This is a genomic window from Plantactinospora sp. ZYX-F-223 (assembly GCF_039649625.1).
GTDB lineage: Bacteria > Actinomycetota > Actinomycetes > Mycobacteriales > Micromonosporaceae > Plantactinospora.
Genome location: NZ_JBDJAV010000023.1, coordinates 131,495 through 154,841, shown reverse-complemented (window position 1 = coordinate 154,841; position 23,347 = coordinate 131,495). Strand labels below are relative to the sequence as shown.

Here is a 23,347-nt window from a genome sequence, read left to right as displayed (position 1 = left end):
CGCGCGGCGCTCACGCACCGCGTCCGACCTTGCGGTTCGTGCGACCGCAAGGGGAGGTTGAAAAAGGTTCAATGACACGTACCCCATCGATCCTCCCTTGCGACTCGGCAGCCCGCCTGTTAGCGCTAACACTCTCTGCCCTCCTAGTCCGAGGCGCCAAGACCAGGCGACAGAAGAGCGCTCACATCGATGTATGGAGATTGCCAGATTGTTTCGCATCCTTCAAGAGGTACTCGGGCGGCCTACGCGAAATCCGACGACCGCGCAGTTCGCAACAGGTGCGGACTATTGACCAGCACCGTCAATAACACTTTTCCGATCGCAGAGTTCACATGGCGGAGGCGTAAAACTACAGCAGCTTCCTGTTATGAGTACCGGTGGCATATGGTCGCGGCTTGTTCCCTCGTAGCGATACGCCAGGCGGCACCTACTCCGACGATAGGGCCGGGGCCGCGAGGAGCCGTCCGGACGACAGCCACAGCCGTCGGCCGGGTCGACCCGGCAGCGGTACCCGGGTTCAGGTCAAGCCCCATGAAGAAGCGCGACGCCATCGTCCCGGGCAACAGCGGAGACTGCTGCGACCCAACGGAGCAGCGAACCGCAGCGCCGGCACCTTCTACGACGGTGCCATGGTTGCCGGCTGTCCGACGAACAGGACCGGGGATGCCGTGCAGGCCGACATCACCGCCGTCAACTATCGCCGACCGGGGACCGGGGCCCGCCGCCCCCGCGGGCGGGCCCCATCCGCCGGGCAGAGCACCACAGCCGACAGCGCCAGCGGGACGGGCAGCAGTGCGAGGCCAACGATCAGCCGCTCGAGGGGAACCGGTTGCCCGCGACGCGGGCAGACCGGACAGGACCGGGTGTGCCGCGTGATGCGTTTACGCCACAGCGGGCTCGGTACGCCGTCCCACTCCTCCAGCGCGACGCTGAGCTGTGCGCACCTGGGCCGCGCTTCCAGCGCCGCGACGAGTGAGCGGCTCAGCTCCAGCCGGTTGCGCATGCGCTGGACGCGTACGCCGGCGTGAGCCACGCTTGTTGCCAGTGTTGCGGCAAGGACGGTCCTGGTCAGCAGCCCTGCGGTCTCCAGCCACCACAGCGACAGCAGCCTCCGATCGTGCCGGTCGAGCCAGGAACTGGCGCGTAGCACCTGCCCCCGCTGGCGGGAAAGCTCCACGCGGAGCAGGGCCAGTCCCTCCGCGTCGGCATCCGGCGTCTCCGTCACCTCGGCGAGGGGCCCGGTCCGTTCGGCGTCGGCCTGCCGCCGGTCCCGGTGGGTACTGACCTGGCGCGTCGCGATCGTCACCAACCACGGCCGGAAGCTTTCCGGAGACCGCAGCGCCCGCAGCTCCCGCAGGGCGCGCAACATGATGTCCTGCACGACGTCGTCGACATCGGACAGTTCGCCCAAGGCTCGGCGCACGATGCTGTACACAAGCGGCAGGTACGCCGCGAAGAGTTCGTCGAGCGCCCGGGGATCGCCGGCCCGTGCGGCCACGACCAGGTTCGTCTCGTCAACCCCGCTGGCTGGCATACTCCCTACACCCGTTGGCGAGGTCCCGGTCAGGTCCACCCGCGAGCGACAGAATCCACTTTGTTCGTGCATCGCGAGGCTCCCTTGGGTCGGCCCGCGCCGCAGGTAGCCGCCACCGGAGGAAGCCGGTGGGTGGGACCGCGCCCCCGGCCCGGCCCCACCCACCCTCTGGTGTCAGCTACGCAGGTTCCACTGCTGGTTGGTGCCGCCGTGGCAGGCCCAGAGGTGGACCTTCGTGCCGTTCGCGGTGCCAGAGCCGCTCGCGTCGAGGCACAGCCCGGACTGCGCGCCGGTGACGGTGCCATCGGCGTTGACGTTCCACTGCTGGTTGACCTGGCCGTTGCAGTCCCAGATGATCGCCAGGGTGCCGTTGGCAGTGCCCTGGCCGTTGGCGTCCAGGCATTTGTTGCCGTACACCGTCAGCTGCTTGCCCGCGGTGTACGTCCACCGCTGGTTCGTCCCGCCGTGGCAGTCCCAAAGCTGCGCCTGGGTGCCGTTGGTCGTACTCGATCCGCCGATCTCGAGGCAGCGGCCGGACTGACCCCCGACGATCTGCACGTTCTGCTGCCCACTGCCGCTCTGCGGCCCGGCCGCCGTCATTACGGCCTGGGCGCCGGAGGGCCAGTTGCCGTTGGTCACGGTGACGTTGCCGGAGACGACGTTGCCCCGGTCGCCGTTGGTGACGTTGGTGCTGCCGTTGGTCGACCAGTTGTTGGTGACGGTGAAGTTGCCCATGTTCTCGGCGAACCAGTAGTTGGCGGTGGCCCAGGTGCCGGTGGCGGAGAAGACGTTGTTGCGGGCGGTGTAGTAGCGGGAGCCCTCGTCGAAGTAGATCCCGAAGTAGCCGTTGGTCCGCAGGCAGTAGTTGTCGCTGATCAGCCCGCCCGGGTTGGCCGACAGCGTGTAGATGCAGCCGCCGTCGTTCATCTGCTGCATGACGTCGTGCACGTAGTTGCCGACGAGCCGGTTGTTGGACGCGGTGGTGGCCGTGGTGTAGCGCGGCTGGTAGTTGTACAGGCCGCGGTCGGCGTAGTGGTCGCTGCCCCCGGCGTCGTTGGAGCCCCAGCCGTACCCGATCGACATGCCGGTGTACGGCATGTTGTAGACCTCGTTGTGCGAGACGGTGGCGTTGGTGACGTAGGTGGTCAGCACCGACACGATGCCCCGGTGTTCTATGCCGAGATCGTGGAGCCGGTTGTTGCTGATGGTGATGTCCCGGTTGACCATCCGCTGGTCGCTGGGGTGGTGCGCGTCCGCGCGCACGCCGCCGACGACGATGCCGCCGGCCGAGTTGCGGGCGATCTCGGACCTGGTGATGGTGATGTTGCTGGCGCCGAGCCCGACCCCGCTAGCGTGGGCGCTGGGGTCGTTGCCGATGCCGACGGCCGTCTGCCCCAGGTTGACGAACTGGGAGTCGGTGAAGGTGATGTTGTTGGCGGCCGAGACCTGCACGGCGGCGGGCGACTGGAGCCAGTTCGGCCGGGTGGCTTCGAACTGCGGACAGCCGTTGTGGCAGGAGGTGAAGCTCGGCCAGCTCCAGTTGCCCGCGATGTAGGCGCCGGTCTGCTGGTCCACGTAGCCCTGGTTGCTGCTGGGCCCGAGCCAGCTCGTTCCGGTGAACGTGATCCCGCTGAAGGTCATGTGGTGGGCGGGTGCGTCGTAGCTGCCCCCGATGTTCAGCAGGGACTGGAGTGTCGGCAGTTCCACACTGACGTTGCTCATGTTCTGGCCGGCGAGTGGGATGTAGGACAGGGCACCGCTCGTCGGATCGAGATACCACTCCCCGGGCGCGTCCAGGAACTCGTAGGCGTTGCTCAGGTAGAGCGGACCCGCCCGGTGCGGGCTGGTGAAGGTGTCGTACCCGAAGTTGTTGTTGCTCCAACCCGGCTGCTGCATCGTGATCAGGTTTCCACCGATGCTCTGCACCGAGACGTACCGATCGGTGAACGAGTTGACGCTCTCCAGCTGGATCCGGTTCTCGTTGGCCAGGTTGTTCAGATAGCCCAACGCGCTGCTGGTGAACCTCATGCCGGTGCTGTCCGCGGTGAAATCGGCCCGGTTGACCTGGGTGCGGGCCCGGGTGGCGATGGCGCCGTTGACGTAGAGCTGCCGGCTGTCGACACCGGCGCCGACATTGGCCCGCCAGATGTTCCGGCCGGCGTCGACGACGGACCAGCCGGTGACCGCCCGGGCACCGCTGATCACGGGACGGGCCGACGGGGCCGCCTGCCACGTCACCCGGTAGCCGTTCGTGCCGGAGTCGGCGGCCGTCAGCCGAAGCGGGGAGCTGAGCCGGTACACCCCGTCAGCCAGCTCGACCACGATGTCGCCGGACATCGAACCGGTGCGGGATCGGACCGCGGTCTGCGCCCCGGTCAGGGCACACGGCGCGGCGACGGTGCACGCGGTGCCGCTGCCCGAGGGGGAGGCGTACAGGGTGGTGGTGGCCGCGAGCGCGGGGACGGCCGAGGTGGCCACCACGGTCGCGGTGGCCACGGTGGCCAACGCCGCCGCGGCTCCGACCAGCACCCGCCGCCGGGCAGCGGGAACTGAGGGTACGGACACGGGAGGTCTCCTTACCTGAATGGGGGTGGTGCGGTGTGGCCGATGGTCCAGATGTGACTGTTCGACGCTGCGCGGGTGTCGGCGCTGAGCACGAGTCGCCACCGGCAGCAGGCGCGGCCGGGCGGCCGTGCCGGGAACGGACCGCCGCGCCGCGGAGGCGACACCAGTGAACTCGACTGCTAGAAGTTCATCATACGAATGATGTCTTTTGCAAGAATCGATCGGACCACCCGGAGCGGCCGTCCCCGGGTGGCGTCCGCCGGACCAACGGTCCACGGCACGGCGTCGGCGAGCGCGAGAGCCGGCGGGTCAGCGGAGGATCCGCCGGAGATAGGTCAGGCCGTCCTGGGCGAGCCGATCCTGTGACGGGGCGAGCGGACGCCAGATCGACGCGGCGGTGGCGATGGTCTCGTTCTCAGCCGTGAACGACTCGATACAGACCGCCCCCCGGTAACCGGTGGCGTCCAACGCGGCGAAGAAGCGGGGCCAGTCGAGATGGTCCGCACCGGGAGCGCCCCGGTCGGTGCCACTGACCTGGACATGCTTGATGTACGGGCCGGCCAGGACGACGGCCGCGTACGGGTCGGCCTCCTCGATGTTCATGTGGTACGTGTCGATCATGATCCCGACGTTCGGCGGCAAGCCGTCGAGCAGCTCCAGCGTCTGCTCGACGGTGTTGGCGACGCTCGTCTCGTAGCGGTTGAGCGCCTCCACTCCGATGGAGACGCCCCGCTCCCCGGCGTGCTCAGCGACCGGCGCCAACGCCCGACGGAAGTCCGCGTAACAGGCCGCCCGGGCCGCCGGGCTCATCCGCCAGGTCCGGCCCACCGCGGCGTAGACCGGTCCTCCGACGCACGGCGCACCCACGACGGCCGCGCTGTCCACACAGCCCTTCAGGTACGCCACCGTCGCATCGACGACGGCCGGGGCGGCGTCCACGAGGTCACGCCCGGGTGGGGTGACCGCGCAGACGCCGGCCACAGCCAGGTCGTGCTCTGCCAGCAGGTCCCGGGTGCGGACCGGATCCCAGTCGCCGGGTTGCTCGATCGGCAGCTCGACCGCGTCGAAGCCAAACGCGGCGATCCGTGGAATCAGCTCGGCCAGCGCCTCGTCGTCGACCGGCGAGGCCCACACCCAGGGATTGACACCGATGGCGTGCAACGGAGCCTACTTCCAGCGCTGCGGATAACCGGGCAGGTCGGTGCAGCCACACATGGCGTAGTGCAGCGGCGGCATGTCCGGGTCGAGATAGCGGTCCAGGTTCTCCCGGGTGACTGTCGGCTGGGGCAGTTTCCACGGGCTGGACACCTGTTGGCCGTCGAGGATCCGCAGCGCGGCGATGACGGGCGTACGCCACTGGTAGGTCGGGTAGGTCGGTGCGATCGCGGTGAGGTTCTTGTCCTTCCAGATCTTCAGGAAGTCGAGCTGGTCCTCGCCGTTGATCGGCGGCACCGGCTTGCCCGCGTCCTGGAATGCCTCGACCGCCGCCACCGCGACCGCACCGGCGTCCATCCAGACGCCGTCGATCGTGCCGTGCCGCTGGAGGTAGTCGTCGACGATCTTCTTGGTCTTGGCCGGGTCACCGTCGGTGAACTCGACGCCGACGACGTCGACCTTCGCCTTGTCGAAGGCGACCTTCGCGGCGGACCAGCGGGTCTCCAGCACGTCGACCCCGGGCAGGATCCGCAGGGCGAGCAGCTTGCCGCCGGGCTTCATCTGCTGGCTGACGAACTCGGCGCCGACGTGGCCGAACCCGTACCCGCCGACGGGGTTGATGAACGTCACCGGGCACTTCGTGTTGACGCCACGGTCGAAGACGACGACCGGCAGGCCGGCACGGCAGGCCGCCTCGACGGCCGGGGTGAGCGTGGCGGTGGTGTTCGGCGAGACGATGAGCGCGTCGCAGCCCTTGCCGAGCAGGTCGTTGATGTCCGCGATCTGCTTCTGGTCCTTGCCCTCGGCGTCGACGTGGACGAACTCCTTGATCCGGCCCCGCTGCGCCTCGACCTCGGCCTGCATGGTCTTGAACCCGACCTGTCGCCACGGGTTGTTCAGTGCGGCATTGGAGAAGCAGATCTTGTACGGGCCGGGCTTCTTGAACTTCGCGGTGTCCACCATCGTCGGGTTGAGCGCCTGCTCCCACGGCTTGTCGGCCGGGCCGGTCGGGGTGGCGGCGAGCAGTGCAAGTTCGTTGTCGTAGTCGGCCTGCACGAAGAACTTCGACTGCTCCCCCGTGCCCGACCCGGTGGCGCCGGTGGAGGTGCCCGACGGGGTCGCGGCTGGCTCGTCGGTGGCGCAGCCGACGAGCGAGAGCAGGGTGACCGCTACCACGGCCGCCAAATGACGTTTCACTGGAAATCCCCTATCTGGACGAGAAACGCAAAGCCGAGACCGCCACGGCGCACAGGATGATCGCGCCCTGGACGGTCGATCTGAGGGCGCCGGAGACGCCGTAGAAGTTCATGAGGGCGAAGAGCAGTTCGAGGGTCAACGCGCCGAGCATCGCGCCGACCACCGAACCGCGACCGCCACCCAGCGCTACGCCGCCGAGGACGACCGCGGTGATCGCCCCGAACTCCAGGCCGGCGCCGGCCTGGAACGAGACGCCGCTGTAGCCGCCGAGGAGGATCGCCGCGACCGCCGCCGCGAGTCCGCTGAGGACGAAGGCAGCGGTCCGGGTACGCCAGACCCGCACCCCGCTCAGCTCGGCCGTGCGCGGGTTGTCGCCGACGGCGACCAGGGTGCGACCGAAGTCGGAACGCATCAGCAGCACGGCCAGCACCGCGAGGACCAGCAGGACGACCAGGGCGTACGGCAGACGGCCGAGCACCGGTACGTCCTCGAACGCGCGCCGGCCGAACCGGCGGAACTCCTCGGAGAGCCCGCCCTTCGGAGCGCCGTCGGACCAGAGGTACACCGCGCCGACGAGGATCAGGAACATGCCGAGGGTGGTGATGAACGAGGGCACCCGCAGCCGCGTCGTGACCAGACCGTTGACCAGCCCGACGAACGCGCCACCGCCGAGCAGCACCAGTACCACCGGCCAGGTTCGGGACGGGTCGCTGTCGATGAGCCGGGCGGCGACGACGACCTGGGCGGTGACCAGGGAGCCGACGGAGAGGTCGAACTCGCCGGAGACGATCACGAAGTACTGGCCGGCGGCGAGCAGGATGATCGGCGCCGAGCGGCCGAGGAACGACATCAGCGACGGCGGGGCCAGGAAGTCGGGCTGCCGGACGGCGACGAGCACCAGCAGCACCGCGAGGATCGTGAGGATCGGCAGGACGCCACCGGCGCGGGACCGCAGGACCCGCAGCGGGAGCGGAGGGCGTTGGACGGTCTGCATGGCTAGGAGTCCGCCTTCCGCAGGGCCCGGCGGGCGTAGACGGCGACCGCGGCGATGATGACGGCACCGCGGATCACCTGCTTGAAGAAGGCGTCCACCTCGAGCTGGTTGAAAATGGCGTCGATGCTGGCGAGCAGCAGCACCCCGCCGACGGTGCCGATGACACCGCCGCGTCCGCCGGCCAGAGCGGTGCCGCCGATCACCACCGCGGCGATCGACTCCAGGTCGTAGAGACCCTCGGTGCCGACCCGGGGCGCACCCGAGCCGAGCCGGCTGGCGAGGTAGATCCCGGCGAGCCCGGCGCAGAGCGCGCAGAGCACGTGGGCGGTGACGAGGATCCGGTCGTTGCGGACGCCGGAGAGCCGGGCGACCTCCGGGTCACCGCCGACCGCGACCAGGTGGTGGCCGAACCGGGTCCGCGAGAGCGCAAACCAGGCCGCCCCGGTGACGGCGACCAGCAGCAGGAAGGAGAGCGGTACCGGACCGACGCGCTGGTATCCGAGGGACTGCACGAGGGCGGGGGCGGTGGTGCCGGCAGGGCCGTCGTAACCGTTGTCGAGGTACCCCTTGAGCAGCAGCCCGACGCCGAGGGTCGCGATGAACGGGTTGATCCGTAGTTTGGTGACGAGCAGCCCGTTGAGCAGCCCGATGCCGGCGCTGACGGTGAGCGCCAGGCCGACCCCCGGCAGCAGCGCGCCGCTGCGGCCATCCATCGTCTCGGCCGCGACCAGGGTACTGAGGCTGATCACGTACGCCACGGACAGGTCGAGCGAGCCGCCGAGGATAACCAGGGTCTGGCCCACGGCGACGAGCCCGAGCCCGGCGGCAACGTGCAGCAGGCTCACCGTCGTCGACTGGTTGAACAGCTGGCCGCCGTCGATCATCACGACCAGCCAGCCGATCGCGAGGACGAGGGTCAGTGCCACGAACACACCCGGTACGGGCCGCCGGGCTGGCAGGAGCGGAAGGCCGCTCACTGGGCCGCCTCTGCTCGCGACTGCGGGGCTCGCAAACCCGGCTCACTCCTCACGCTCACTGGGCCGCCTCTGTTCGCGACTGCGGGGCTCGCAAACCCGGCTCACTCCTCACGCTCACGCGGCCGCCTCCCGCACGGTCCCGACCGCCAGGGCGAGGACGTCCTCCTCGGTCGCGCCGGCGGGCAACTCGCCCGCGACGCGGCCGTCGCGCAGCACCACGATCCGGTCACTCATCCCCAGCAGCTCCGGCAGGTCGGACGAGATCATCAGAACCGCCGCCCCGTCGCGGGCGAGGCGGCGGACGAGATCGTGGATGGCCACCTTCGCCCCGACGTCGATGCCCCGGGTCGGCTCGTCGAAGAGCAGGATCCGCGGGTTGAGCGCGAGCCACCGGGCCAGCACGACCTTCTGCTGGTTGCCGCCGGAGAGGAAGCGGATCTCCTGGTCGTCGTCGACGGCCCGGACCTCCACCGCGGCGAGCAGCTCGCGGACCCGCACGGTCCGGGCGGCGCGGCCCGCCCGGGCCGCGAAGACCGCCCGGCTGGCCAGTAGTGCGTTGTCGAGTACGGACTGCCGGGCGACGATGCCCTCGCCCTTGCGGTCCTCGGTGACGTAGGCGATGCCGGCCCGCATCGCGGCGCGCGGCGAGCGCAGTCGGACCGGTGTGCCGTCGAGCGTGACCTCGCCGGTCGTGAACGGGGCCACCCCGAAGAGCGCACGGGCCAGCGCCGACCGCCCGGCGCCCTGGAGGCCGCCGACGCCGAGCACCTCACCCGCGCGCAGTTCCAGGTCCACGCCGCGCAGCTTGCCGTTTCCGCCGGCCCGGACGGTGAGCCGGACCGGACCCCGGTCCTCGGGACCGGCCCGGTCCGGGTAGTAGCTGGACAGTTCCCGGCCGACCATGTGCCGCACCAGCTCGTCGGCGGTGGTGTCCGCGGTCCGCACGGTGGTCACCCGGCGGCCGTCCTTCAGGACCGTGATCCGACCGGACAGGTCGAAGACCTCGGCGAGCCGGTGCGAGACGTACAGCAGGCCGATGCCCCGCTCCTGGAGCCGGCGTACCAGCCCGTACAGCAGCTCGACCTCGTGGTCGGCCAGCGCCGCGGTGGGCTCGTCCATGATGAGCAGCCGCGCGTCGAGAGCGAGCGCCTTGGCGATCTCGACGACCTGTTGCTGCGCGACGCCGAGACGTCCCACCCGGGCGTCGGGCGGCAGCGCGGTCTCCCCGATCGAGGTGAGCAGTTGCCCGGTGCGGCGCAGCATCTCCCGCCGGTCTACGAGCCCGCGGCGTACCGGCTCATGGCCCAGGTACACGTTCTCCGCGACGGTGCGCTCCGGCAGCAGGTTGAACTCCTGGTGGATGATGCCGATGCCGGCCCGCTGCGCGTCGCGCGGACCGCGGAACGCGCGTGGCTCACCGGCGAACTCGATGCTGCCCTCGTCCGGGACGTAGCCGCCCGAGACGATCTTCATGAGGGTGGACTTCCCGGCGCCGTTCTCGCCGACGACGGCGTGCACCTCGCCCGGCAGGACGTCGAGGTCGACACGGTCGAGGACGCGTACCCCGAGGAAGGACTTACCGATGCCGCGCAGGGCGAGCAGCGGCGCCGGTCGTGGATCTGACATCGGAAAAGGCCCTTACAGATAGTAGTCAACGACGTATTCGTTCACCGCGCGTCGAGTCGTTTGCTCGGGCGAAGACGAACTTTCGGGCGCGGCGTGGGGGGCTTACGTTCGTGCGTTGCAAACATTCGCTTGACACGAGCGAAACATCACACGTATGAAGATAGATGTTTGGATGCGGCTCCGCAATCCTCGACCTGAGGCGACTGCCGGGCCCGCCACTCGATCGGCAGCGGCGCCGGACCGAGGGGCCAGACACGGCCGCCCCCACCTCGGGACGACGTGAGATGCACGCGCAGACATCGATGGTCGTTGATGTAGAGCCCGCATCCCGACACCTTGCAGACACGGGACGAGGACACTCCCTACGTCACGTTGTGTGATGTCCTGCGGGGCTGACTGCCGTTGCGGCGGACGGCACGACGACCGACCAGCACACCCGTGCCCCTACGCGTGGCCAGGCACAACCTGACGCGCCGCCGGGCCCGTGGCCGCAACACCCTCGCCCGCCCGAACTAGGAGACGGCATGCGTCGCAACACATTGATCATAGGAGTGCTCGCCGGCCTGTTACTGTCGCTCGCGCTCGTTCCCCCGGCGTCGGCGGCTCCCGCCTTCCGCGCCCTGCTGTTCACCAAGACCACCGGCTACCGGCACGACTCGATCCCCGCCGGGATCTCGATGTTCCAGCAGCAGGCGGCGGCGAACAACTTCGAACTGGTGCACAGCGAGGACTCGAACGTCTTCACCCCGGCCAATCTCGCGACCTTCGACGTCCTCATCATGTTCCAGACCTCGGGCATGGTGTGGACCTCGGCGGCCCAGCGCCAGGCGGTGGAGGGGTTCCTCGCCGGCGGCAAGGGCATCGTCGCCGTGCACAACGCCACGGACATGGGCATCGAGGGCGAGTACCCGTGGTGGGACCAGACCGTGAACGCCGGTGCCCACATGCCGGAGCACTCCCCCGGCGTGTTACCCGGCACCGCCATCGTCGCCGACAAGAAACACCCCTCGACGGCCAGCCTCCCGGACCGCTGGAACCGCAGCGAGGAGTGGTACAACTTCGACAAGAACCCGCGCGGCGACGTCCATGTCCTGGTGACCGCCGACGAACGCACGTACAACCCCGGCTCCCGGGCGATGGGTCCGGACCATCCGATCTCCTGGTGCCGCAACGTCAGCGGCGGCCGGGTCTGGGCCACCGCGATGGGGCACGCCGCCGAGTCCTACAGCGAGACCAATTTCCGCAACCACGTCCTCGGCGGCGTCAAGTGGGCCGCCGGCAACGAGCCCGGCGACTGCGGCGGCACCGTCTGGGGCAACTTCGAGAAGCGTGCCCTCGACGACAACACCGTCGACCCGATGGCGCTGGCGGTGGCACCCGACGGACGGGTGCTCTACGTCCAGCGGGGCGGGCAACTGAAGATCTTCAAGCCGTCCACCAACACCACCGTCACCGCCGGCACGCTCAGCGTCTACACCGGCGGCGAGGACGGCCTCACCGGAATGGCGCTCGACCCGAACTTCGCCAGCAACGGTTACGTGTACCTGTACCACTCGCCGGCGAGCAGCACGACCGACGTCAACCGGGTCTCCCGCTACACGCTCACCGGCGACACGCTGAACCTCTCCAGCGAGGTCCGGATCATCGACATCCCCGCGTACCGCGACCGTACGTTCCCGGAGCCCGGGCACACCGGCGGATACCTCGAGTTCGGCCCGGACGGGAACCTCTACATCGGTACCGGCGACGACACGCCGCCGAACCTCGACCCCAACTGGCAGGGCTACGCTCCGCTGGACTGGCGGTCCGGCAAGGCCAACCTCGACGCCGCCCGGACCGCCGGCAACACCAACGACCTGCGAGGCAAGCTCCTGCGGATCCGGCCCTCGGCCAGCGGCGGCTACACCGTCCCGGCGGGCAATCTCTATCCTCAGGGAACGGCGCAGACCCGGCCGGAGATCTACGCGATGGGCTTCCGCAACCCGTTCCGCTTTTCGATCGACCCGGCCAACGGCTGGGTCTACCTGGCCGACTACGGGCCCGACCGGAATCCCCCCACCACCAACCGCGGCCCGGAAGGGCTCGTCGAACTCAACGTGATCAAGTCCGCTGGCAACTACGGCTGGCCGTTCTGCCACGGCGACAACCAGCCCTACGCCCCGTACAACCCGGACACCGGCGTCGTCGGCGCGAAGTTCAACTGCTCCGCGCCGGTGAACAACTCGCCCAACAACACCGGCCTGACCAGCCTCAAGCCGATCGTCGCCCCGAACATGTGGTACGGCTACGGCACTTCACCGACGTTCCCGGAGCTCGGCTCCGGCGGCTCGGGCCCGATGGGTGGACCGGTCTACCGCTACGACGCGGCGAACCCGTCCGCGACGAAGTTCCCGCCCTACTACGACGGCGTGCACTTCTTCTACGAGTGGACCCGTAACTACATCAAGGAAGTCCACTTCGACTCCGCGACGGCCGTCACCCGAACCAACCCGTTCCTGCCCGCCGGCAACTTCATCAAGCCGATGGACATGGAGTTCGGCCCGGACGGCTCGCTCTACCTGCTGGAGTGGGGCTCCAACTTCGGCGGCGGCAACAACGACTCCGGGCTCTACCGCATCGACTACATCCAGGGCGGGCGGTCACCGGTCGTCAAGGCCACCGGCACGCCCACCAGTGGAAACGCGCCGCTGACCGTGCAGTTCAGCAGCGCCGGCACGACCGACCCCGACCCGGGCAACACCCTCAGCTACCAGTGGACCTTCGGCGACGGCGCCACCTCCACGGCGGCCAACCCGTCACACACTTACACCACCAACGGCAACTACACCGCACAGCTGAAGGTCACCGACAACACCGGCAAGACCGCCTTCGCCAACGTGCAGATCACCGTCGGCAACTCCGCACCGGTGGTCACCATCACCGTCCCGACCAACGGTGGCATGCTCAACTTCGGCGACCGCGTCTCGTACACGGTCACCGTCTCGGATCCGGACGGCGGGACCATCGACTGCACCAAGGTGTTCGTCAAACCGGCCCTCGGCCACGACGACCACGAGCACGAGACCACCGACTACCCGGGCTGCTCGGGCACCATCGCCACCGAACTGCTGGGCGGCCATCCCGACGGCGCAAATCTGTACTACGTCCTCAACGCCCGGTACACCGACAACGGCGGCACCGGTGGCGCGGCGCCGCTCACCGGCTACGCCAAGGTGACCCTGCAGCCCAAGCACAAGCAGGCCGAGTACTACACCAGCCAGTCCGGCACCCGGGTCGTCGACCAGGCCGGCGCGGAGAGCGCCAAGCGGGTCGGCGACATCTCCAACAACGACTGGGTGGCGTTCAACCCGATGAGCCTGTCGGGCATCACGAACGTCAGCTACCGGCTGTCGTCGCCGTCCGGCGGCGGCTCCATCGAGCTGCGCGCCGACTCACCGACCGGCACGCTGCTGGCCACGACACCGGTGCCCAGCACCGGCGGCTGGGACAACTACCAGTCCACGCCGGCGGTGAACGTGGCCGCCCTCGCCGGAACCCATACGCTGTACATGGTGTTCAAGGGCAGCACGAACAACTGGTTCGACCTCGACTCGTTCACCTTCGGCGGCCCCGGCGTCGGCGTCGCCGACACCACTGGCATAGCGGGCCGGACCTGGACGCTCACCGCGCAGCACAGCGGCAAGCTGATGGACGTCAGCGGCGTCTCCACCGCCGACGGTGCCCAGATCCACCAGTGGGCGGCCACCGGCGGCAACAACCAGAAGTGGCAGGCCGTCGACGCCGGTGGTGGTGCGGTCTACCTGAAGGCGGTGCACAGCGGCAAGTGCGTCGAGGTGACCGGCGGCTCCACCGCGCCGGGAGCCTTCCTCCAGCAGGCCACCTGCAACAACGGCAACCAGCAGAAGTTCACCGCCACGCCAACCGGGACCTCCGGGGTGTACACGGTGAAGAGCGTGCCCAGCGGGCACTGCGTGGACGTCAACGGCGCCGCCACCAGCGACGGAGCCCGGCTGTTGCAGTGGAACTGCCTCGGCAGCACCAACCAGCAGTGGCGGTTCACCCCGGCGTGACGGGACCGCGGCTGCCGCGGTGAGCAGTGACGGTCCGGTCGGGACCGGCATCCGATAAAACGGAGCCGGTCCCGACCGGGACGTCGGCGTCGACGGGACGGGCCGGCCCCGCCCTACCCGGGCGGCGGCGCGGCGAGCAGGCCGGCTGCTGCCAACGCGTCCCAGAGTTCGTCCGGCACGGTGGCCTCCGACCGTCGCGCGGCCTCGGTCACCTGAGGTCCGTTGCGCACACCGACCACCGTCGAGACCACGGCCGGATGCCGGCGGACGAAGGCAAGCGCCGCCTGCGGCAGGGTGACGCCGTACGTCTCGCAGACCTCGGCGATCCGCCGGGCCCGCCCGACCACCTCCGGCGGGGCCTGCCGGTAGTCATAGCGCGCGTCGACCGGTGGCCGGTCCCGGGACAGCAGCCCTGAGTTGTAGACGCCCGCGATCACCACGCCCACCCCACCGTTCGCGGCGGCGGGCAGCAGGTCATCGGCCGCGCCCTGCTCCAGCAGCGTGTACCGCCCTGCGCACATCACCACGTCGATGTCGGTCTCCCGCACGAACCGGGCCAACATCGCCGACTGGTTCATTCCGGCCCCGATGGCGCGTACGACGCCCTGATCGCGCAGCTCGACCAGGGCGGGTACGGCCTCGGTCGCGGCCTGCTCCCAGTGCTCGTCGGGGTCATGGAGGTAGACGACGTCGATCCGGCCCAGGCCGGTACGGTCCAGGCTCGCCTCGATTGACCGGTGGACACCGTCACGACTGAAGTCCCACACCCGTCGGTGGCTCGCGGCGACGTCGAACCCCTCGGGGTCACGCCGGTGCGCGTCCTCCGGCGTGGGTACGAGCAGGCGGCCCACCTTCGTCGACACCACGTACTCGTCGCGCGGTCTGTGCCGCAGCGCGGCACCGAGCCGTCGCTCGGACAGCCCGAGTCCGTAGTGCGGCGCGGTGTCGTAGTACCGGACTCCCGCGTCCCACGCGGTGTCGACCGCTGTGGCGAACTCCTCGTCCGTGGTCGCCCGGTACAGGTTGCCGCCCTGGGAAGCGCCGAAACCCAACTCGGTCAGCCGTACCCCCGGGCGGCGCGGCAGTGCGAGCGTCCTCACGACGCCCCCAGCCGGTAGACCCGCCGCGCCGTCTGCTCCCAGATCAGCGCCCGGTCGGCTGCGCCGAGGTCGCCCAGCAACTCCGCCAGTACCTCGACCCACCGCCGGTACGAGGTGGCGAGCAGGCACACCGGCCAGTCCGAGCCGAACATCAGCCGGTCCGGCCCGAACGCGTCGAGAGCGGCGTCCACGGCCGGTCGAAGATCCTCCGGCGTCCAAGGCGACCGTCGTACCTCGGTCACCAGGCCGGAGAGCTTCGCCGTCGTGTTCGGCGCGGCGGCCAGTGTCCGCAGGTCCCGGGCCCAGTCCGCCAGTTCCGGCCCGCCAAGTGTGGGCTTGCCCAGGTGGTCGAGGACGAACCGCACCTCGGGCAGGTCGTGCGCCAGACGCGCGGCCATGGGTAGCTGGTGCCGGCGGACCAGCAGATCGAACGCCAGGCCGGCGGCGGCCACCGCCGCGATCCCCCGGCGCACGTCCGGACGGTCCAGGTACGCCGGGTCGGTTTCCCCCTGGACGAGGTGGCGGATGCCGACGAGCCGGTCCCCGCCCCGTCCCGCCCGCAGCCGGTCGATGCGGTCGGCGGCGTCGTCCGCGGTCAGGTCCACCCAACCGACGACCCCCCGGACGAGTGTGCTGTCGGCCGCGAGATCCAGCAGGTCCTCCGTCTCCGCCTCCGACGCGATGGACTGCACCACGACCGTCCCGGTGACCCCGGCGCTCTCGGCCAGCGGGGCGAGGTCGACAGGTTCGAAGTCGGCGTCGATGGCCGCCATGGCCACCGGGTCGATCCACGGCTGCGGATGCCGGGCCCGGACCCAGAGGTGGTGGTGCGCGTCGATGATGCCGGGGTGTCCCGGCACCTGACCGCCCGTCATCGGCCCAGCCAGCCGCCGTCGACGGGCAACACGATCCCGTTGACGTAGTCCGACGCCGCCGACGCCAGGAACACGGTGGCGCCGCCGAGGTCGTCGGCGCGACCCCAGCGGCCCGCCGGAATCCGGGCGAGAATGGCCCGGTCACGGTCGGGGTCGTCGCGGAGCGCCCGGGTGTTGTCGGTGGCGATGTAACCGGGTGCGATGGCGTTGACGTTCACCCCACGGGGCGCCCACTCGTTCGCCAGCGCCTTGGTCAGCCCGGCCACGCCCGACTTCGACGCGGCGTAGCCGGGAACGGTGATGCCACCCTGGAAACTCAGCAGCGACGCGGTGAAGATGACCTTCCCTCGACCGCGCTCGACCATCGTCCGGCCGATCTCCCGGCTCAGCACGAACTGGCTCGTCAGGTTCACCTCGATGACGTGGTCCCACATCTCGTCCGGGTGATCCGCGGCCGGGGTACGGGCGATCGTGCCGCCGTTGTTCACCAGGATGTCGATCGGCCCGAGCGCGGTGAGGTCCCGGGCCAACCGGTGCACCGCCGCCCGGTCGGCGAGATCGGCCCGCAGTGCGGTGAACCGGCGGCCGGCCGCCCGTACCCGGCGTTCCACCTCGCTGCCGTCCGGTTCCAGTTGGGCGGAGACGCCGACGACGTCGGCGCCGGCCAGGGCCAGCGCCTCGGCCATGGCCAGGCCGATGCCGCGCCGGGCGCCGGTCACGACGGCAGTCCGGCCGGACAGGTCGAACAAGGTGGTCACCGGTTGTCCTCCCGCCAGTCAAGCAGCACCTTCAGCACGCCGCCGCCCTCCAGGGCCGTGAACGCGGCGTTCACGGCTTCGACGGGCTCGACCCGGGAGATGAGCCGTTCCGCCGGAATCGCGCCGGACGCGACCAACCGGATCGCCTCCGCCATGTCGCCCCGTTGGTACAGGCGGGCGCCGAGCAGCTCCAGCTCGCGCCAGAAGAACCGGTGCAGGTTGACCTCCCGGGGCCGGGGGTGGATCGCCACCATCACCAGCCGGCCGCGGGTGGTCAGCACGTCCACCGCCGTAGCGACGCCGGCCGCGGAGCCGGAGACCTCGAAGGCGATGTCGGCGCCCGCGCCGTCGGTGCGGTCGTTTACCAGCGCCACGACGTCGGTCGTCCCCGGGTCGACGGCCTCGATCCCCATCCCGCCCGCGGCGGCACGCCGGAACGGATCCGGCTCGACGAGCAACACCCGCGCGCCGCAGCCCCGCGCAACGGTGGCGATCAGTACCCCGACCGGCCCGCCGCCGATCACGACCACCTGGTCGTCGGCGGTCACGTTTCCCCGCCGGACGTCGTGCACCGCGACCGCGACCGGTTCGACGAGCGCCGCGTGGTCGAGCGGCAGTTCCTCGGGCAGCGGCAGGACCAGGTCCGCCGGGACGTTCCAGGACGACTGCATGGCGCCCGGCGAGTCGATGCCGAGGAAGTTCATGGCGTGGCAGATATGGGAATTGCCGCGCCGGCAGGCGACGCACTCCCCGCACGACCGGGTAGGCATCACGGTGACGGCCTGGCCGACGGACCAGCCGGTGGTCTCCGCTCCGACGGCCGCGATCCGCCCGGACATCTCGTGTCCGATGATCGCCGAGGCGCCGATCCGGGCATCCATGTCCCCGTGGTAGATGTGCAGGTCGGTACCGCAGATCCCGGTGTAGGCCACCGCGATCCGCACCTGACCACGACCCGGCGGTTCCGGGTCGCGTTCCTCGATCCCGAGTTGGCGGGCTCCCCGGTAGACCACTGCCTTCATCGATCCTCCGTCTCGGCGGCCGGTACGTCGGTCGTCCCGACCGCGCATTGCTCGTGGATGCGCCGCCGTGGCGGTGCACCCAGGACCTCCCCTTGCTGGCTCAGCTCACGCTGACGCTGGTGATGGGTGGTACGGGCGATTGAGCACGCGGATGTCCTTCGGTACGCGGACCCGGTGCTAGTCAGTGGCGTGCGGTGGGCGACACGTCGTTGTGGCGGTGCAGCGGCGCGCCGGCGAACTCCGGTGCGGGGGCGATGCCGTCGACCCCGGCCAGCAGTCGCCGTCCGGCCCGCTCCGGCCGGACGTGCGGGCCCTCGGACATCGGCGCCTCCGGGCGCCGGGTGGTAGCTCGGATCCGGTCCTCGTCGACCCGGACGCCCAGGCCGGGCGAGTCACCGAGCACGAAGGCACCGTCCTCGACGTGCAGGTCGATGGAGACGCCGACCGGTGGCGTTAGGTCCTGCAACTCGCTGGTCAGGTGGTTCGGCACCGAGGTCGCGGCGTGCAGCAGCCCGACCGGGCTGTTACCGATCGGGCTGACCGGCAGGTCGTGGGCGTGTGCCAGGGCGGACGCCCGCAGGAAATGGGTGACCCCCCAGACGGCAGCCATCTGCACGATGTCGACCGCACCGGCGGCGATCAGCGGGCGGTACTGCTCGAGCCCGGTGAGGTTCTCCCCGGTGGCGACCGACGCACGGATGCCCCGGCCGACCGCGGCGTGACCCTCGGCGTCCCAGCGCCGGACCGGCTCCTCGATCCAGATGAGGTCGAGGGTGCGTTCGAGCTCGCAGACGTGCCGGACGGCCTGCTTGCGGGTCCAGGCCTCGTTCACGTCGAGCATCAGACCCGGCCGCAGGCCATGCCCGGCCTCGGTCAGCACCTCCCCCACCAGGCAGAGGCGGTGCCGGTCGCGCTCGATGTCGAGGCCGCCCTTGACCTTGGCGGCCCGCAGGCCGTACCGGGCGTAGACCTCGTAGGTCGAGACGAGTTCGTCGTCGGTCAGCCCGATGTCCAGGCCGGATGCGTAGGCGGGGACCCGCCGGTCACGTCCGCCCAACAGCCGCCACAGTGGCTCGCCGGCCGCCTGTGCCTTGATGTCCCACAGGGCGGTGTCGAGCGCGCCGATGGTGCCGAACACCGGGCCCGCGTGGCCCGCCTTGAAGGTGTGCCGCAGCATGCGGTCGTAGAGGGTCGTCACGGCGCGCGGGTCTTCGCCGTCGATGGCCGCGAAGATCCGCTCGATCTCCACGTGCGGCCCGAGGCCGACCCCCGAGATGCCCTCGTCGGTCTCGACGATGACGATCGACACCGGGACCACCCCGTCGGCGAAGACGCCGTTGGCGTCGCCGACGGGCCGCCCCCATTCCTGAACAGTGGTGAGTGTCCGATATCCGGTGATCCGCATGTCAGCCCTTCGTGGAACCGGCGGCGACGCCGTCGGCGATCTGGCGCTGGAGGAACAGGTAGACCACCAGGACGGGAACAGCGGCGATCAGGACCCCGGAGGCGAAGGTGGGGATGTCGTCGGAGTACTGCCCCCGCAACGAGGTCACGCCGACCATGAGGGTCCGGTGGTCGGCCGAGGGCATCATCACCAGCGACATGAGGACGTCGTTCCAGCAGAACAGGGCGTCGAGGATGCCGACCGACAGCAGCGCCGGGGTGCCCAGGGGCAGCATGATCCGCCGGTACACGCCGTACACGCTGTTGCCGTCGATCCTGGCCGCGTCGACGATCTCCGGCGGGATGCTCTTGTAGTAGCTCGTCATCAGGAAGACGGTGAAGGGCAGGAACTGGGCCACGTAAACGAGGACCAGCCCGGGGTACGTGTCGATCAGGCCGCTGTCTGCCATGATCCGGGCGAGCGGCACCATGATCACCTGGAACGGCACGAAGAGTCCCGCGAGGCAGCCCAGGAACAGCGCCGTCGAACCGCGGAACCGCAACTGGCTCAGGGCGAAGCCGGCCATCGAGCCGAACAGCAGCAGCAGGACCACCGACAGCGTCACCACGATCAGCGAGTTGACGAAGTACCGGCCCATGCCGACGCTGTTCCACGCCGTACTGATGTTCTCCCAGCGCAGGGCGTCGGTCGGGGAGAACCGGTCGAGGATGTAGTCACGCCGGGTCTTCATCGCGACGTTGGCGGTGAACAGCAGGGGGTAGACCGTCGCCAGCGCGAGCAGCGCCATCGGGACGGCGACCAGCCACCGACCCAGACGGATGCGGGACATCAGTCCTCCCTTCCCGCCCGCTTGAGCAGCTTGACCTGCAGCAGCCCCACGACGAGCATGATCACGAAGAGGACCGTCGACGCGGCCGACGCGAGGGCCGGCCGGTTCATCTGTCCCTGCTGGATCCAGATGTAGTACTCCGGCAGGTATGTCGACCCCTCCGGGCCACCGCTGGTCATGACGTAGAGCAGGCCGAACATGGAGGTCAGCATCCCGATCATCGTGGTCACGAAGACGAACTGGATGGTGCGGGACAGGCCCGGGACGATCACGTGCCAGATGACCTTGGGTAGCGACGCCCCGTCCACCCGGGCCGCGTCCAGGAGCGCGGAGTCCAGGGTGGCGAAGCCGGCGAGGAACACCACCAGGCCCATGCCGAAGGTCGCCCAGACATGCACGCCGACCACCATGAACATCGCGACGTCCGGGTTGCCGAGCCAGTCCACGGGACCGACGCCGACCGACCCGAGAACGGCGTTGACCGGGCCGTCGAAGGCGAGCAGGAGGTTGAAGATCGCGCCGACGATGACCGGGGAGAGCACTGCGGGAAAGAAGTAGACACCGCGGTAGAGCCGGTGACCGGGTACCCGGAGGTAGATGAACGTCGCGAGCAGCCCGGGGATCGCCACCGCCACCGGAAGCAGCAGCACCAGCAGTCCCACGTTGCCCAGCGCGGTCCGGAACAGCGGATCCCGGAGCAGTTCCAGGTAGTTGTCGAGACCGACCGCCACCCCGTTCCGCTCACCGTCGCCGGTGAAGGAGAAGTTGACCCCGAGCAGCAGCGGGTAGAGCCGCAGCACCACGATGATCAGGACGGCCGGGGCCACCAGGACGTACGGAGCCAAGCGTTCGGACCGCAAGCCACCGGCACGCCGGGTACGAGCGCTGCCGCGCCGGGTGGCGGACCCGGCCGCCGCCCCGTCGGTCCGTCCGGCCTGGGCCGGACGGACCGACGGCGATACATTTCCGATCGGCACGGGTTCAGCCCGCCTGGTCGGAAGCGGCCAGCTGCTTCACCACCTCGTCGACGGTGATCGAGCCGCTGAGGAGTTGCTGGGAGAGCCGACCCATCAGGTCCAGGGTCTTCGAGGAGAGCGCCACGTGCAGGGCGGGCTTGCCGCCCTTGATCTCGGAGACGATCGTGGCAACGGCCGGGCCGCCCTGCGACACGTCGATCGTGGTGTCGGCGGCGATCGCACCGGCGCCGGTGTAGAAGGCATTCAGCGCGTCGGTCGAGGTCAGTGCCCGCACCAGGTCGGCGGCCACCTTCGGGTCCTTCGTCCACTTGGCGACCCCGTAGCCGATACCGCCGTCGTAGGGCAGGCTCGGGGTGGTCCCGGCGGTGACGACCGGGGCGTCCATGACGCCGAGCTTGTCGGCCGTCAGGAACTCGTTGAAGTCCTTCCAGTGCCCCACGTCCGACATCAGCCCGATGACGTGGGCGGCCTTGCCGGACTGGAAGAGCGCGAAGGAGTCGTTGAACATCGCGGTCGAGTTGGCCCCGTCGTTGTTCAGACCCGCGTCGCCGGCCTCCTTCCAGAGCTGGAAGACCCGCTTGACGTTGGGCGAGGTCCAGTCGCGCTTCCCGGCGACCCAGTTGTCGTACTCCGGTGCGGTGAGGATGCCCGACGCCAGGCCCGAGAGCCAGAACTGGATACCGGCACCCTCCTTGTTGCCGAGGGCGAAGCACTTGGCGCCGGCCTTGGCGATGGCGGCGCAGTCGGCGACGAACTCGCTCCAGGTGGTGGCCGGACTCGCCGGATCGAGCCCGGCCTTCTGGTAGAGCGCCTTGTTGTAGTAGATGGGGTGCCCCTGCAACGTCACCGGGCCGGCGTAGATCTTGCCGTCCTTGGTGAACGCGTCCCAGCCGGCCAGCCGCTGCTTGTCCTCGGCCACGTACTCGTCCAGCGGCACCAGCGCGTCCACCCGGTCACGGATCTGACCGCCTCCGTTGAACAGGATGACGTCCGGGCCCTTGCCGGACTGGATCGCCGCACCGAGCAGCGTGTAGTACTGGTCGAAGGGCTGCGCGACGAACTCGACCGTCACGTCCGGATGCTTCTTCGCGAAGTCCGCCTTCGCCTTCTCGATGTAGGGTGCGGCGGAAGCCTCGCCAGACTTCCAGTCCCACACCACCAGCTTGCCCTCCGACCCGCCCTGCGACGAGTCCGACCCTGTGGCACTTCCACAGCCGGCCAGCGCCAGTCCCACAACGAGGACGGCCGGCCACATTGCTCGCTGTTTCATCGTTGTCACCCTTTGAATGAGGGGTGGCCGGCGAACCGACCGTCAGGCGTCATCATTACGCGGAAACGTAACTCGTATGATGTCTGCCCGTCAACGGTCGGCCGTACACTGACCACGGACACCGGGCTAACAGCGCGGCGAGCCACCCGGAGGGGACATGACGCGATCGCAGGAGACCGCCTTGAATGCTGCAGCGCCCCCGGCCTGGACGCGACGACCGACCAACCTCGCCCGGGCCGTCACCGCCGAGCTGGTGGAGCGGATCGTCCGCGGGACGCACCCGTCCGGGACGTCGCTCCCGCCCGAGCCGGTGCTCTGCGAGACCTTCTCCGTGAGCCGGACCGTCGTCCGGGAAGCGGTGAAGATCCTTCAGGAGAAGGGGCTGGTACAGGTCCGCCAGGGCGCCGGCACCATGGTCACCCCGCCGTCGTCGTGGGACATGCTCGACGAACTCGTCCTCGCGGCCACCATCGCCGAGGACGACAGCCTCGCCATCCTCGACGACCTCGTCGTCACCCGGCGGGTGCTCGAGTCCGACATGGCGAACGTCGCCGCCCGACTGGCGGACCAGGAGACCATCGAGCGGTTACGCGGTCAGGTGAAGCGGATGGACGAACTCGTCGACGACCACGTCACCTACCACGAACATGATCGCGCCTTCCACGACACGATCATGCAGGCGTCCGGCAACCGCATCGCCCGTGGTGTCGTACGCGCGCTGGAGAGTCAGGTCGTCAACACCTCCCGGTACATGGGCCGGACCGAACGTTCGCTGTGCGTAGCGTCCAACCGCGGGCACCGGCGCATCTACGAACGCATCGCCGCGCACGACCCGGACGGCGCCGCCGAGGCGATGTTCACCCACATCACCGAGGCCTGGCTCGTCCGCCGCAGCGGACCGGGCAAGCCGAGCCGTCTCCAGCGGTGACATATCGCCGAACGGACGGGCTCCCGGTCCGCAGCGGGTGCCGGCACCCCTGCTCGCGAGCCCGC

General features: G+C 69.7%; 17 protein-coding genes. 2 read left to right on the top strand and 15 right to left on the bottom strand.

What is annotated here, in order from left to right; translation table 11 throughout:
* Positions 1 to 694: 694 nt before the first annotated feature.
* From AAH979_RS23580 to AAH979_RS23550, 7 genes are all read right to left on the bottom strand, one after another.
* Positions 695 to 1,534 (bottom strand): sigma-70 family RNA polymerase sigma factor, encoded by an 840-nt coding sequence (locus AAH979_RS23580; RefSeq protein ID WP_346260294.1) that lies wholly within the window; start codon positions 1,532 to 1,534, stop codon positions 695 to 697.
* A 174-nt stretch (positions 1,535 to 1,708) separates the two neighbouring features.
* Entirely contained in the window at positions 1,709 to 4,099 is a 2,391-nt protein-coding gene (locus AAH979_RS23575; RefSeq protein ID WP_346260293.1) for a ricin-type beta-trefoil lectin domain protein, read from the bottom strand.
* 309 nt (positions 4,100 to 4,408) lie between these two features.
* The gene (locus AAH979_RS23570) at positions 4,409 to 5,260 is read right to left on the bottom strand and encodes a sugar phosphate isomerase/epimerase family protein (RefSeq protein ID WP_346260292.1); all 852 of its coding nucleotides are present in this window, start codon (positions 5,258 to 5,260) and stop codon (positions 4,409 to 4,411) included.
* 6 nt (positions 5,261 to 5,266) lie between these two features.
* Positions 5,267 to 6,451, bottom strand: a complete 1,185-nt coding sequence (locus AAH979_RS23565; RefSeq protein WP_346260291.1) for an ABC transporter substrate-binding protein — start codon at positions 6,449 to 6,451, stop codon at positions 5,267 to 5,269.
* A gap of 10 nt (positions 6,452 to 6,461) precedes the next feature.
* Positions 6,462 to 7,445, bottom strand: coding sequence for an ABC transporter permease (locus tag AAH979_RS23560; RefSeq protein ID WP_346260290.1), 984 nt, complete (start codon positions 7,443 to 7,445; stop codon positions 6,462 to 6,464).
* 2 nt (positions 7,446 to 7,447) lie between these two features.
* A complete protein-coding gene (locus tag AAH979_RS23555; protein ID WP_346260289.1) occupies positions 7,448 to 8,371 on the bottom strand; it encodes an ABC transporter permease in 924 nt (307 codons plus the stop codon).
* Between the two features lie 165 nt (positions 8,372 to 8,536).
* Positions 8,537 to 10,048, bottom strand: a complete 1,512-nt coding sequence (locus tag AAH979_RS23550) for a sugar ABC transporter ATP-binding protein (protein WP_346260288.1) — start codon at positions 10,046 to 10,048, stop codon at positions 8,537 to 8,539.
* Between the two features lie 524 nt (positions 10,049 to 10,572).
* Here AAH979_RS23550 and AAH979_RS23545 point away from each other — a divergent pair.
* Positions 10,573 to 14,118, top strand: a complete 3,546-nt coding sequence (locus AAH979_RS23545) for a ThuA domain-containing protein (RefSeq protein ID WP_346260287.1) — start codon at positions 10,573 to 10,575, stop codon at positions 14,116 to 14,118.
* A gap of 113 nt (positions 14,119 to 14,231) precedes the next feature.
* On the opposite strand, the gene AAH979_RS23540 is transcribed toward AAH979_RS23545, so the two are convergent.
* From AAH979_RS23540 to AAH979_RS23505, 8 genes are all read right to left on the bottom strand, one after another.
* On the bottom strand, positions 14,232 to 15,218 hold the full coding sequence (locus AAH979_RS23540; RefSeq protein WP_346260286.1) for an aldo/keto reductase: 987 nt from the start codon (positions 15,216 to 15,218) through the stop codon (positions 14,232 to 14,234).
* A complete protein-coding gene (locus tag AAH979_RS23535) occupies positions 15,215 to 16,093 on the bottom strand; it encodes an amidohydrolase family protein (protein WP_346260285.1) in 879 nt (292 codons plus the stop codon). The genes AAH979_RS23540 and AAH979_RS23535 overlap by 4 nt, the downstream gene beginning before the upstream one ends.
* On the bottom strand, positions 16,090 to 16,851 hold the full coding sequence (locus tag AAH979_RS23530; RefSeq protein WP_346260284.1) for an SDR family oxidoreductase: 762 nt from the start codon (positions 16,849 to 16,851) through the stop codon (positions 16,090 to 16,092). Before AAH979_RS23530 ends, AAH979_RS23535 begins: the two co-directional genes overlap by 4 nt.
* A complete protein-coding gene (locus AAH979_RS23525) occupies positions 16,848 to 17,873 on the bottom strand; it encodes an alcohol dehydrogenase catalytic domain-containing protein (protein ID WP_346260283.1) in 1,026 nt (341 codons plus the stop codon). The genes AAH979_RS23530 and AAH979_RS23525 overlap by 4 nt, the downstream gene beginning before the upstream one ends.
* A 181-nt stretch (positions 17,874 to 18,054) precedes the next feature.
* Positions 18,055 to 19,278 (bottom strand): mandelate racemase/muconate lactonizing enzyme family protein, encoded by a 1,224-nt coding sequence (locus AAH979_RS23520; protein WP_346260282.1) that lies wholly within the window; start codon positions 19,276 to 19,278, stop codon positions 18,055 to 18,057.
* 1 nt (position 19,279) lies between these two features.
* Positions 19,280 to 20,107, bottom strand: coding sequence for a carbohydrate ABC transporter permease (locus tag AAH979_RS23515; RefSeq protein ID WP_346260281.1), 828 nt, complete (start codon positions 20,105 to 20,107; stop codon positions 19,280 to 19,282).
* Positions 20,107 to 20,952 (bottom strand): sugar ABC transporter permease, encoded by an 846-nt coding sequence (locus AAH979_RS23510; protein WP_346260280.1) that lies wholly within the window; start codon positions 20,950 to 20,952, stop codon positions 20,107 to 20,109. Before AAH979_RS23510 ends, AAH979_RS23515 begins: the two co-directional genes overlap by 1 nt.
* 136 nt (positions 20,953 to 21,088) lie before the next feature.
* Positions 21,089 to 22,354, bottom strand: a complete 1,266-nt coding sequence (locus AAH979_RS23505) for an extracellular solute-binding protein (protein WP_346260279.1) — start codon at positions 22,352 to 22,354, stop codon at positions 21,089 to 21,091.
* Between the two features lie 181 nt (positions 22,355 to 22,535).
* Between AAH979_RS23505 and AAH979_RS23500 the strand changes: the two genes are divergently transcribed.
* The gene (locus AAH979_RS23500) at positions 22,536 to 23,282 is read left to right on the top strand and encodes a FadR/GntR family transcriptional regulator (protein WP_346260278.1); all 747 of its coding nucleotides are present in this window, start codon (positions 22,536 to 22,538) and stop codon (positions 23,280 to 23,282) included.
* Positions 23,283 to 23,347: the final 65 nt, after the last annotated feature.

Excerpts from the sequence above, each read along its gene's own strand:
- AAH979_RS23580 (WP_346260294.1), bottom strand. The coding sequence starts at position 1,534 with ATGCCAGCCAGCGGGGTTGACGAGACGAACCTGGTCGTGGCCGCACGG.
- AAH979_RS23560 (WP_346260290.1), bottom strand. The coding sequence starts at position 7,445 with ATGCAGACCGTCCAACGCCCTCCGCTCCCGCTGCGGGTCCTGCGGTCC.
- AAH979_RS23550 (WP_346260288.1), bottom strand. The coding sequence starts at position 10,048 with ATGTCAGATCCACGACCGGCGCCGCTGCTCGCCCTGCGCGGCATCGGT.
- AAH979_RS23545 (WP_346260287.1), top strand. The coding sequence starts at position 10,573 with ATGCGTCGCAACACATTGATCATAGGAGTGCTCGCCGGCCTGTTACTG.
- AAH979_RS23535 (WP_346260285.1), bottom strand. The coding sequence starts at position 16,093 with ATGACGGGCGGTCAGGTGCCGGGACACCCCGGCATCATCGACGCGCAC.
- AAH979_RS23525 (WP_346260283.1), bottom strand. The coding sequence starts at position 17,873 with ATGAAGGCAGTGGTCTACCGGGGAGCCCGCCAACTCGGGATCGAGGAA.
- AAH979_RS23520 (WP_346260282.1), bottom strand. The coding sequence starts at position 19,278 with ATGCGGATCACCGGATATCGGACACTCACCACTGTTCAGGAATGGGGG.
- AAH979_RS23515 (WP_346260281.1), bottom strand. The coding sequence starts at position 20,107 with ATGTCCCGCATCCGTCTGGGTCGGTGGCTGGTCGCCGTCCCGATGGCG.
- AAH979_RS23505 (WP_346260279.1), bottom strand. The coding sequence starts at position 22,354 with ATGAAACAGCGAGCAATGTGGCCGGCCGTCCTCGTTGTGGGACTGGCG.